12 protein-coding genes and 2 pseudogenes are annotated in these 11,782 nt (G+C 30.3%); 9 read left to right on the top strand and 5 right to left on the bottom strand.

What is annotated here, in order from left to right; translation table 11 throughout:
- The 3 genes and pseudogenes from ACP5GV_RS07530 to ACP5GV_RS07540 all read left to right on the top strand — a co-directional run.
- Nucleotides 1-120: pseudogene (locus ACP5GV_RS07530) on the top strand (30S ribosomal protein S15); the annotation flags it as partial.
- Nucleotides 121-179: 59 nt separating this feature from the next.
- Nucleotides 180-1,451 (top strand): hypothetical protein, encoded by a 1,272-nt coding sequence (locus ACP5GV_RS07535; protein ID WP_428103121.1) that lies wholly within the window; start codon nt 180-182, stop codon nt 1,449-1,451.
- Nucleotides 1,433-1,690 carry a KEOPS complex subunit Pcc1 gene (locus ACP5GV_RS07540; RefSeq protein WP_428090632.1) on the top strand — a complete coding sequence of 86 codons (258 nt, stop codon included), beginning with the start codon at nt 1,433-1,435 and terminating at the stop codon, nt 1,688-1,690. Before ACP5GV_RS07535 ends, ACP5GV_RS07540 begins: the two co-directional genes overlap by 19 nt.
- Nucleotides 1,691-1,828: 138 nt before the next feature.
- Here ACP5GV_RS07540 and ACP5GV_RS07545 read toward each other — a convergent pair.
- Together ACP5GV_RS07545 and ACP5GV_RS07550 are read right to left on the bottom strand one after the other, a co-directional pair.
- Nucleotides 1,829-2,083, bottom strand: a pseudogene (locus ACP5GV_RS07545) (RNA-guided endonuclease TnpB family protein); the annotation flags it as partial.
- A 395-nt stretch (nt 2,084-2,478) separates the two neighbouring features.
- Nucleotides 2,479-3,114 carry a 30S ribosomal protein S3ae gene (locus ACP5GV_RS07550; protein WP_428069796.1) on the bottom strand — a complete coding sequence of 212 codons (636 nt, stop codon included), beginning with the start codon at nt 3,112-3,114 and terminating at the stop codon, nt 2,479-2,481.
- 256 nt (nt 3,115-3,370) lie between these two features.
- Here ACP5GV_RS07550 and ACP5GV_RS07555 point away from each other — a divergent pair, with 256 nt between their 5' ends.
- Together ACP5GV_RS07555 and ACP5GV_RS07560 are read left to right on the top strand one after the other, a co-directional pair.
- A complete protein-coding gene (locus ACP5GV_RS07555; RefSeq protein ID WP_428103123.1) occupies nt 3,371-3,739 on the top strand; it encodes a hypothetical protein in 369 nt (122 codons plus the stop codon).
- Nucleotides 3,740-3,975: 236 nt separating this feature from the next.
- Nucleotides 3,976-4,554 (top strand): hypothetical protein, encoded by a 579-nt coding sequence (locus tag ACP5GV_RS07560; RefSeq protein WP_428103126.1) that lies wholly within the window; start codon nt 3,976-3,978, stop codon nt 4,552-4,554.
- 74 nt (nt 4,555-4,628) lie between these two features.
- Here the strand turns inward: ACP5GV_RS07560 and ACP5GV_RS07565 are convergent, their stop codons facing one another.
- From ACP5GV_RS07565 to ACP5GV_RS07575, 3 genes are all read right to left on the bottom strand, one after another.
- Nucleotides 4,629-5,036: a hypothetical protein gene (locus tag ACP5GV_RS07565; RefSeq protein ID WP_292319282.1), complete on the bottom strand. Its 408-nt coding sequence runs from the start codon at nt 5,034-5,036 to the stop codon at nt 4,629-4,631.
- 184 nt (nt 5,037-5,220) lie between these two features.
- The gene (gene glmU / locus ACP5GV_RS07570) at nt 5,221-6,462 is read right to left on the bottom strand and encodes a bifunctional sugar-1-phosphate nucleotidylyltransferase/acetyltransferase (protein ID WP_428069802.1); all 1,242 of its coding nucleotides are present in this window, start codon (nt 6,460-6,462) and stop codon (nt 5,221-5,223) included.
- 9 nt (nt 6,463-6,471) lie between these two features.
- Entirely contained in the window at nt 6,472-7,365 is an 894-nt protein-coding gene (locus ACP5GV_RS07575) for an MBL fold metallo-hydrolase (protein WP_428103129.1), read from the bottom strand.
- 429 nt (nt 7,366-7,794) lie between these two features.
- Between ACP5GV_RS07575 and ACP5GV_RS07580 the strand changes: the two genes are divergently transcribed.
- The 4 genes from ACP5GV_RS07580 to ACP5GV_RS07595 all read left to right on the top strand — a co-directional run bounded on the left by ACP5GV_RS07580 (nt 7,795) and on the right by ACP5GV_RS07595 (nt 11,559).
- Nucleotides 7,795-8,280, top strand: a complete 486-nt coding sequence (locus ACP5GV_RS07580; RefSeq protein ID WP_292319279.1) for a hypothetical protein — start codon at nt 7,795-7,797, stop codon at nt 8,278-8,280.
- A gap of 124 nt (nt 8,281-8,404) precedes the next feature.
- Nucleotides 8,405-10,066: a cytochrome ubiquinol oxidase subunit I gene (locus tag ACP5GV_RS07585; RefSeq protein ID WP_428103131.1), complete on the top strand. Its 1,662-nt coding sequence runs from the start codon at nt 8,405-8,407 to the stop codon at nt 10,064-10,066.
- A gap of 1 nt (nt 10,067) precedes the next feature.
- Nucleotides 10,068-11,258 (top strand): cytochrome ubiquinol oxidase subunit I, encoded by a 1,191-nt coding sequence (locus tag ACP5GV_RS07590; RefSeq protein ID WP_428069806.1) that lies wholly within the window; start codon nt 10,068-10,070, stop codon nt 11,256-11,258.
- A 112-nt stretch (nt 11,259-11,370) separates the two neighbouring features.
- Nucleotides 11,371-11,559 (top strand): eL24 family ribosomal protein, encoded by a 189-nt coding sequence (locus tag ACP5GV_RS07595; protein ID WP_428069808.1) that lies wholly within the window; start codon nt 11,371-11,373, stop codon nt 11,557-11,559.
- Nucleotides 11,560-11,782 lie beyond the last annotated feature (223 nt).

Consider the following 11,782-nt stretch of genomic DNA (forward strand, 5'->3'; position numbering starts at 1 on the left):
ATATTTACTGAAAGCAAGATAAGGAGGCTAACTAAATACTATAAGAGAATTGGGAAGATTGCAAAAGATTGGGAATATGATCCCAATACTGCTAAACTTTTGGTAGCTGGTAGCAGCTAAGCAAAATATTAAATTTCTTCTGAACAATATAAAATTGAAATTTAGTGGTGAAAAATAGTTTGTTAAAACTTAAAATTGAGAAGAGCGAAAACCTAGAAAAACAACAAACCCTGTTTTCAAGTAATCTTAGCAAATTATTTCAAGAATCTAAGGATAATGGGATTTTAAGAATAATCTTATATCCTTCTTTAGAAAACATTATATCAGGGCTAATTTTATTTAATGTAGCTTTAAATTTAAATATAAAGCCATCAATTTCTATTAAGCTTAATGTACCTCAAAAAATAAATGAACCCACTATACTTATAGGATATTCAAGCCTAAACTATAAGGCTTCAGATGTGTCGTCAGCTTTAATTTCTTTAGCCCATGAAATAAATGGTATTCCAGTTGGAAATTCTACTTTTATTGAGATAAATGGCAGTATTGGATCTGGCATTTATCTAGCCTTAAAAGGATCAGACATTATTAATGTTAGGCCTGAGTACGCTATATTATCAATGGCATCATCATATGCTAGTAAATATGTTGATGATGCAGGAAAGTTTTATTCGCTTGATGATCTAGTTGTAAATACAGTTATATCAAATGACGATAATTTAAAGATGGAAACAATTACGGGTCTAAAAATATTTAGACCTTTGTCTATGAACCTCTGTAAATCTTTATCTATAACATTAAATCCAATTTATCTTACTTTATCAAATGAGGATGCTTGTGAGAAATATCTGAAAGAAAATGGATTAGAAAATTTAATAAATGGCAACATAGGAAAGATTGACGATGAAACAATGAAAAATTTAATTATATCAATAATAAGTTTGATGAAAAAAATATCTAAAAAAAATATAGAACCATATGATTATGCAGGAGCTATGGAAGTATCAACATCTAGAATAGTTATGGAGGATCCAAGAGAGGTTATGTATTCGATAATGTTGCTAATGGATACAATGGGCTTTGGTTCAACCGTTGGTTTAATAGCTGATTATGAGAATGAGTATCCTCAGATTATTCATTATCTTAAAGATGCAGTAAGCAAATCAAGCGATATTATATTAAATAACAAATTTAGCAAAGTGAATCAAATAAATTTTGGAAAAGTTTATACAGTAGATGAAGATAATCTTCCTATAGGAGCCATCCAAAGACAGCTTAAAATTTTAGGACTTATTGAAAAGGATGGAATTTTAGGATACCTAAATAATAATGTATTAAAATTACCAGTATTGTCTTTTGAAGAATCCATGGGATATAATTCTGCTAGCAGGTTTATACAGGCATTTAAGGCCGATTTCGATGGTGATTTTATATGGGTGAAGATAGCTTAGATTGTACAGCTACGTTAATTTTATCTTCAAAAGATGCAGATGTTTTAGCAAAATCATTAAAACCAGATAATATAAAGAATGTTCCTAATTATTTAAGTATAGATTGTAAAAGCGATAATGAGAAGCTTATATGCACAATAAAAATTTTGGATTGTAGTGACCCTAAAAAAATAATGTCTTTAAAAAATACTATTGATGATCTATTAATTAATATAAAGTCTGTAGTAGATTCGATCTAGCTAACTTTTGTTTCTGTAAAGGCGAAGTTTTGGACTTGCTTAAAATATCTTTTAATATTTTGATTAGAAAAGAATTTATTATTTATTATAAAAAATTATAATCTTTAAATATGTATTAAATCTTAAGTACGATATAAATTATAAATTATTAGCTATTAAAATTAAATATAAATGATGTGCTTTTGGTCTCTTCCTTGTCCTGAAGGGCGAAGGTTCTCTTAGGGGGATAATAACTTTGTGGTTTACCACCTTCATCTTCATCACCTCATAGCTAGTGGCTAAGAGCCACCCTGCTCCATTCGTTTAACGGTAGACCAATGGCTGGGCCTTCAGCCCATTACTCCTATCCCTCACTGGAATTTATCCTCTGTTCCTAGATCCTAGAGATTCAGGACTGAATCCTTTTTCATTTTAATGAAAATCTTTTTATATTCAAATATGCTTAGTTTTTACTGATAAAGGATAATCCCCGCACCGATGTGGACTATGTCCAAAAAGGTGAAAGAATTGCAAAGATGTAAGCCCTGTGCCGTTGGGCTCGAAGGAGATATATGACACACATACTGTTAGGCTTAACGACAGGTGGTCAAGGGCTAAATCCCTACGCTCTATCATTAATAAAAATGAGTTAAATGAAAGTGTAGGGACAAACAGTTGTGTAGAGCCTTATTGGGTATACCATATGGGGACACATTTTTTATATTGCAATACTTTAAAACATTCATAATTTAAAAACTTTACTTTGCCACTAGAAGGAGCAAAGCTTGCCTTTCATTTGTCAAATAGTTTTATGAAGCTGTGGTCTCTTGAGTAGACTGCAATAATTTAGGAAGCTCTACAACCTTTTGCTTTATTATTTCTACTTTCCTAACGTTGCATATTTTCTTTGCTGCTTTAGTTATTTCTTGAGCTAGGCTGCCTTCTTGCTCACTAAAAACTGCTAATTTTACAAATTCGTCGAACGTTAATTGACTACCCTTATTTTCTATTATATCTCTCATAATTTTTCTTATAGCTTGCTTTTGGCTTGTTTTACATCTATATTGTGTAAAAACGGCAGATGTGACTCTTACTTTAGCTCCATCTTTTGTTGTTACATTTAATATTATAGCGATTTTGCTACTTCTTCTTCTAGTTAAACTTCTTAAATAATCTCTCAGTAGCTCATGACCTTTAAACACTGTATAAGCATTATCTTCGTTTATTGAATTAACTTGGAATTTAAGTTTTGTATTTACATGAGAATAGTCTCCCGTTATATCAAAAAGAGTTATTTCAACAGTTCTTTTAATAACTTTTTCTTCTGAATCAGCTGGGGTTAATCCTATTTGAATTTTCCCAAATGCATCTGGTGATATTACATTATACCATCTCTTTAACTTCCAAGTATCCTTTACTGAAGCTTTTGTTCTCTGCCTTGGCAATCTATCACACCTTGTTTCTCTTCGCACATTTAGAAATAAAGGTTCGAGGTTTTAAATACTTTGCAGTATGTCTCCTAGTTTAATTAAAGTATTAATTTAACTCAAAAATAAAAGTTTGAAATTATCTTTTATTAAATTTTAAAACATTTTAAACACTTTTTATGTTACTCAAGATACTGTAAAAATAATATATAAGTCTATTATCAATTAAAATTTACAGGAATCCAAAGGCTAATTCAAGGTAAGGATGATAGGTTTGAACAGCAGTTATGTTAAATTCCATAGTAATGGAGAAAAAGTACTATGTGATATATGTGGTAAAAAGAATGCACTATATAAGTGTAAAATATGTAAAAGGAATGTATGTGAAAATGATTTTTATGACGAAATTGGAGTATGCAAAATTTGTGCCGCTTCTTTATGTGAAATATGTAAAACAAGGCTTTCAGTTACTTATTGCCAATATTGTGGGAAATTAGTTTGCACAGAGGATTCAATTCAATTAGACAATGTAAGAAGAATTTGTATAGAATGCTTTAAAGAAAAGAAATACCTTGTGACTAAAGTTAGTAATGAACATACGCAAGGAGCAGTTAAACTTGCAAAAAGAATAATAAAATTATAATTTTAAATTTTATTATCTTTGATAAAAAGAAACGTTACACCTTATATTTCTATTTAAATAAAGTTTTTGAATTATGGCTTTGCTAGCAATTTACAAAGCAAATTTAATTGGATCAATTTATATACAGTTAAAATCAAATTATATTGAAAAATTTTAATTATGTTTAATATTTGCAAAATAAATAGATATAGTTAATACCTTCCAGCTAAAATAAAATAGCTGGGGGCTAAGGATTAATGAAAAGAAAGGATCAAATAAAAGTAGACATTGATAATAGTAAAATTGTTGTAGATGGAAGGAATTATGACGCAACCCATGTTTTAATACAAGGAGGTCACCAACTATCAGGCGAGATAAATCCCTCACAAGTAAAATTAACAATAATATTTGATGATACTCCACAAGTAGAACCTACTATGGAAGAAGCAATGAAAGTAGTTGCAAATGGCTCAGAATTTTTTATAGATGTTTTGGGTGAAAAGACAAAAAATGAGGCAGAAACAGAAGAGGGATACATTCTTTCAGGTGATGTAGTAACTATAAAATTTGAGTCTGATGAAAATGGAGAGGATTTATTAATAAAAGTGCCAAAAGTAGGTGCACTTAGAACAAACAAGCTATATATAGACCTGGAAGGAGAAATTTCATCAAATATAATGATACAACCTTTTATAATAGGTGCAATAAGTGTTAGAGGTCCAATTAAAGTTAAAGTTCAAGTATCGGGCGATTCAATAAGAGTATTGAGGGAGGATTATAAAACAAATAATGAAGAAAAGAAAATTGTTAGTGAATCTACAGCCCAAAATTCTTAATTAAAATATTTTTTAATTAAGAGTCTTTTATAGGGAAGTTAAAAATATTGTAAATAAATATTTTTGATTTATGTTTAATTTATATCATCATTAGGAGATTCTTCGAGCTTCTTCATTACTACTGGATTTTTGACTTTGTTTAGTTCTTCTTGAGGAACATATTTAGGTAAGCTATATCTAGTATGAGTTAGCTCTGCAATTTCATTTTTAGCCTTAAGCCCGCTTAATATTCTCCTTAACCTATCTTCTCCAACAATTCCTTGAAATATTATTTTTAGGTCTCTCCAACTGATAGGGGTTTTTGCTTCTTCTAATACATCTAATACTAATTTTTCTATATCTGAATCATCTAGTGCTGTTGTGACACTAAGCCCTGATTCATCAACTAAAGATGATTGAAGATTTTCATATTCCTTAAATATTTTAGCTCTGATAGATTCTATTAGTTCCTTTTTGTTTTGGTCGTCAGTAGATAACGGCATTTCGCTCACCTCTTTATCCTATATATATAGAATAACCAAGGTATATAAAGTATTATATATGTTTTAACTCTTATACCTATTAAAATTTTACTTAAATAATTAAAATTTATTTTACTTATTATTATAATTATAAAAGTTAAAAGCATTACAAGAGATTGAAAGAGTTAAGCAAATGTGTTACAATCTATTTGCACTTAAATATTTCATGAGAGTTCACGTCTCTATCTACAACGCATCCAGGATATATTAATGCATATGGACCTATTTTCTTCCCTGGTAATATTGATACATTTATCCCTGTTTGAGCATGTTCTCCTATTATAGAACCTAATTTTTCCATACCAGTATCTATTATATCTTCTTTTACCTTCATTTTTATAGGTTTATGATCAAATCTTAAATTTGCGGTTATTGTACCAGCACCTAGGTTTACATGTTCTCCTACTATACTATCTCCAACATAGTTAAAATGAGGTAATTTTGCATGGTTCATTATTATAGATCCTTTGACTTCTACAGAATAACCGACGCTAGAATTATCAATTAATATTGTATATGGCCTTATATGAGATGAAGGTCCTATTGATGTATTTCTAGATATGAAAGCGGGTCCTTCTATAACTGTATAAGGCTTTATTTCTGCATTTTTATCTATAAATACGTTACCTTTAATTATAACTGTTTCATGTACTTCCCCCATAATTACTTGATTTTTTATCTCTTCATCTAAAGCTAGCCTATTTGCAAGTAATAGCTCCCATGGCCTTCCAATATCCTGCCATTCGTTTCTATGTATTTTTAAAACAGAAATGTCAAATTCCTTTATCATATCTCTTATTGCATCAGTTACTTCATATTCATTTCTAGGAGAAAGTCTCAAACTATCTAAATATTTTTTTGCTTCATATGGGAATCTAATTATACCAGCAAAAATTGTATTAGAATTATATTCATTGCTTTTTGGCTTTTCTTTTATTTCTTTAACAATTTCATTTTCAATTTTAACAACTCCATAATTTATTGGATTATTTACATCAGTAACAACTATACCTGGCGATTTTAATTTAATTAAATTGTTGTAAACATTATTTGACAAATATAAATCAGAATATACTATAAGATAGTCATCCTCTCCTCCATAATCCATAGCTAATTTAATAGCATGTCCTGTACCTTTTTCTTCTATCTGGTCCAAATACACAATATTTTTATTGTTTTCAATACACTTATTTATGGTATCTATAACTTGTTCCTTTTTGTATGATATTATTATTATAATTTTTTCGAAATTAAAATTTTTAGTTAGCTTTTCTAGATGTCTACAAATTAAAGGTTTATTTAATATAGGCATAAGCGTTTTCTGTGAAGTTTCTGTAAGAGGCTTTAATCTTTCTCCTTTGCCTCCTGCCAACAGGACAAGTTTCATTATTTTCACCTATATAATTTTTCTAACTCTCCATGGTTTATTATTTTTATCTATCTCAATTATTTTCATGTTTTCTAACGAATTTAAATAACCTATAATGCTTCGTGCTGCTATATACAAAATGGGTCCGTAAAGATCTGGGTAAAGTTTTGGTAATAATTCGTTTATTCGAACCCAATCTTTGTTTACTAATGAACTTAATTGAAGCATTTTCTTTTCTTTACCAGCTATTATATCAGTTAGCCATTGTTGAGCCTCATTTCTTGTTATATCTGGTCCATGGCCTGGATGAATATAATCCCAATCGTTTAGACTAAGCACCTTGATCATGGATTCTTGGTATTTTAGAAAATCAAGAAGTGTAAGGCCTCCTCCAGGTAATATGTTATCGCCTGCGAAAAAATGATTTGATATAAAATAACATAAATGATCATCACTATGACCAGGACATTTTATATATTTAATTATATTTTGTTTTATAGGTTCGCATTCATCTATTGGTATATATTCATTGCTTCCTAGTGCATTCATTACATCATCATAATAATTTATTGTTTGGTCTACTATTAGTTTTATTTGATCATTTATTTTTACAGATTTCTCATCATACCCAAAGATTTCTGCAATTCTCATAGCACTGTATTTGAAATTTCCTTGGATTAATTGCTTGTAAGTATCTGGATTCATACATATTTTTTTATTTTTGATGCCCGTTATTCCATAAACATGATCCCAATGTCCATGGGTAATTAAAATATAGTTAACCTGGTTTATGTACTTTGCTAGGCTGTCTTTTGATGCTCCACTATCAATGAAGATTGTGTAATCGCTATTTTTAATCAAATAATAGTTAGCAGGTCTGTCTAATGGAACATTATAGCTTTCTAATCTTATTATTTCCATGTTATTTTTCCCATGGAATAGATAAAATTTAGTGGTTAAAAATGTAAATTACTAGTTTTTACTGAAGATGTAAAAAATATATGATCTAAAAATTAAATCAAAAACTAAGATTACATGTACTATTTTTATTAATTTTTAACAAATTGTCAGTTGGATTAGGACTCCTCATAGGTACTAACCTTGGACAGTCCGGGTTCTTCACATCATCCATATATGCTATATATGGTAAGAGTATTTAAATTATGGTTTATGCGGAATAATAGCTTATTTCTTTCTATTGACAATTTACTAAATAATTTATAAAATATTTTTAAAATTTTGGTAAATAGTTCTTGAGCTTTAAGATAGGGTTTAATAAGGATACAAACTGAATTTTTACCTATTTTCCTTATATGAGCCGTAATATTATAGTAAGATCGGTGCATAAAATTGTCAAGTGTTGATGAATTTAAAAAGATCGATAACATAATGTTCCCTCTAGGACAAATATCTGATGAAAAAGGAGAAGAACTTGTTAGTCATATAGTTAATTTATTGAGTATGGCAGGAACCCAGAGCTCAAGTATCAAATTGCAATTTTCAACTTATGCTAGCATGTTATTCGATGAACTAATAACAAGAATAAATCTCAGGCTTTATGCACAAAAAGGACTAAGTGTTATAGGTTATCCGCTAGCAGATGTTGTAGATTTGATAGATTGTTTAGGCGAGAGAGCTATAACAAGTCTATTAGTTAACGCCGTAAAAATATTTAATAATGAAGAGGCAGAATTCGATAATGATGTAATTGATATATATTCAGACTGTCTTGGTTGGTTAAAGAAACCTTCCGAATTAGACAAGGAAACTTTGGCAGCATCTATTTTCGTTTCGTTTACAGGAGCATTAAATAAATGGCTCAATAGTTTGAGTTAATTTTACTTAAAAATTAGTTTTATTTAGGTTGTAGTTTTAATTAAATTTCATAATAATTTAAAATTTTGAATAATATAAAAAATTTAAATATAACTTCCCTATTATTAAAGAACTAGGATAAGCCTTGGTTAATCCCATAGGTTCATGGATAGATTTTGGCTATTGGGGAGAAAGAGTTCTTAGCATGGTAGGTATAGGGATTCATTGGGGAATCTTACAATATGTTTTGGGATTGCCATTTGCAGCATTTATATTACAATTGATTTATTTGAGAACAAAGGATAAAGATTATCTGAGGATTTCAAAGACTTTGGTTAAAGCTATGGCAATAGTTTTTGCCGTAGGTGCAGCTACCGGAACTCTGGTAGAATTTGGTTTAATTGTTGTTTGGCCAAACGTATTAACAGCTGTAGGTAAATGGCTCTATTTCCCTATGTATGCAGAAGTCTTCGCGTTTATAATGGAAGTTATGATAACGTATCTTCTATATTATGGATGGGATAAATTATCAGATGTTACTAGAACCATCTTAACATTTTTTGCATTTATAGGTCCTTGGTATTCAGGAGCAATGATACTTTCTGCTAATGCATACATGAATGTTCCAACAGGATTGCTTCCGGATTACAATGCAACAACAGGTCAGTGGCTCTATTCTCTTGGATACCCCAAGCTTTTGTTAGACGTTCCTTCGGCATATGTCGCTATATTGAATGTTACAAAATTAGAATCTTTGGGTATGACAATTAAAGGTACGACAAGTGATGGAGTGTTAGTATATATTCCAGTCACCATAGTTAACAGGCTAGTATATGAATCATTTAATCAATACACGGTGAATCAAAGTATATTGAAGGCAGTTTTAAATAGTAACGTATTGTCAAACCAAGCGGTGATGCAAACACCTGTATTGAATATTGTAAATGCAATAATGGACTCTACGGTAAAGTACTTTGGGATATATACTTATTTGTTCCAATCACCTGATTTTATACCTACAATGCTTCACAGCATAGGAGCCGGACTTGTAGTTACTGGCTTTACTATGATTGCAGGTTTCGGAACAAGATACCTAAGCGTTAAAGATGAGAAATACAAGAAGTATTTAGAAAAGGCACTAAAGTTTTCAATTATATTTTCATTAATTGTAATAATATATGAAGGATTAATAGCAGGTGACATGATGGGAAAAACAGTTGCTAAATATAATCCTGAAAAATTTGCTGCTATAGAAGGAACTCAACCAGGATTTACATCTATCGCTAGCTTACTGCACTTAGATAAAATAGAAGCGTTTTTAGCTTATAGCTCATTCTCTGCACACCTACCTAACTATTCACAAATACCTCAACTTTGGGGGCAATTAGGTAATTTCGGTGTAAATGTGTCTAGCTATTTACCGCCCTTGATAATAGACTACTCATATTATGCAATGGTAATTACCGGAGTTTTACTTGGAATATATGCATTGATATTGACTGGATATCTATTATTTAGAGGTGTTAACAAGATAAATAGGTTCTGGTTATATTTGGGTATTCCAGCAGCAATACTAGCTCAGTTTGCGAGCCTAATGGGATGGGGAACAAGAGAAATAGGAAGGTTACCATGGATTGTTTATGGTGTAATGGCATTAAATGTAGGTAGTACGTTAAACCAGCCGGCTTTATGGCAAGATGTTTTAGTAAGCCTGTTCTATGTTATAATAGTCATTGCATTGGTTTATACTGTTTATAGATTCCTTTGGGTACCTAGCAAAAAAGAAATCTTAGAAGAGGTGAAATAAAATGGTTATGGTATCTGTTTTTTGGCTTGCATTTAATTTTGGGATTCATATAGTTCTAGTGAATATAATAATTGGATTAGCAGTATTGGTACCTTTATTTAAATATTTTGGCATGAAAAGAAACGATTCGGACTTAGTTAATTTGTCAAGAAAAATGATGAAATGGTATGCCATCACATATGGAGTAGCAGGGGTATTTGGCACAGCTTTTACAGTATTTTTATTTTCATTTTATCCATTCTTTACAGATGTTATAGGTAATTTGCTACTTGTTCCATTTGGTATATCAATAGTATTTGTTGGCTTAAATTTCTTTAGCTTAATAGCCTATTGGTATGGATGGGATCATTGGAGCTCAAAGACACATAACTTAATAGGAATACTAATGGGGGCTTCAGCTATTATGATCCCCTTCGGATTTAGACAAGTTTTTGCATTTTTAAATGAACCAATTGGATTAAGTTTTTCGTCAACTAATCAACCATACTTGAATGTAATTACAGCGTATACTAATCCAACTTTCTGGCCTATATACTTCAAGAGTATAGATGGGGCTTTAACTGCAGGCATGATTGCAACAATGGGAGGTTTTGGTTTAATATATTTAATTAATAGTGAAAATAAGAAATATTTTGAAAAATCAATAAACATGTTATTACTACCATCGCTTATTGGTTTGCTTCTAATGATACCATTAGGTTTCTGGTATTTAGAATCTTTATCTGGAATACCATACAAATTTAACAATATAATGGGAGGGCTTGGATGGGTCATAGGAAATGATGGAATATCATACAATTTCAGCTGGCTTTTTGTTTTGAGCATGATTTTAACTGCTATTCAAGTACTCGCAATAATTTACATATTTTATAAAGGGATTAAAGGCTCCTTAATATCAAAAGGAACTGCTTATTCATCGGTTATTGCTGCTGCCTCTGCTGTAGGTACAATAGAAAGTATGGAGATGCTAAATGCGTTTAGCCAATATCCAAGATTTATAGCATCATTAGGAAATCAACAAATAGCTTCGCTTCCATATCCATGGAATATAACATTATCAACAGCGTTGAATTTAACAGACTATAATTCTTTAGCAGCAGCACCTTTTGCAACTTTCTTCACTTCAGTTATGATGGCGCTAATGATAGTAGTTTTGGGAATATTCATTTATGTTATATTATTTAAAAAATAATTTTTAATATTTTTTAATTTCTAATTCTAGTTAAATTAAGTTAAAGATAAAAAATAAGTTCAAATATATTTAAAAACAGATTAAAACAAATTTGATATAAGTGGTGGTGAAGATGCCAAAAGAAATGATATGCAGCTTTTGTGGAAAATCAATAGAGCCGGGAACAGGAAGAATGTATATAGGACCGAGAGGAGAAATTCTATGGTTCTGTAGTAGCAAATGTTATAAAAATTCAATTAAGCTTGGTAGAAAACCAAGAGAATTGAAATGGGTAGCAAAGCTTTCTAAAAAAATTATTTAATTTCATAAAAACAAATTATTTAAGAGTTTAAAATTTTGTAGGATTTAAAATTAAAAGATTAAATATTAGCAAATATCTTTTGAGGCCAAGGAGACCAAAGAAAATTCTCTTTAATATAGTGGGGGTTTGGGCTTCATTGAATTTTTATGAATTTATATCTAATTCTCAGCCCTTGGGCTTCACCAGGGTCACGGGATAACCCGTTACCCCTCCGCCCCTTTAG

This window comes from Caldisphaera sp., assembly GCF_049974385.1.
In the GTDB taxonomy this organism is placed as follows: domain Archaea; phylum Thermoproteota; class Thermoprotei_A; order Sulfolobales; family Acidilobaceae; genus Caldisphaera.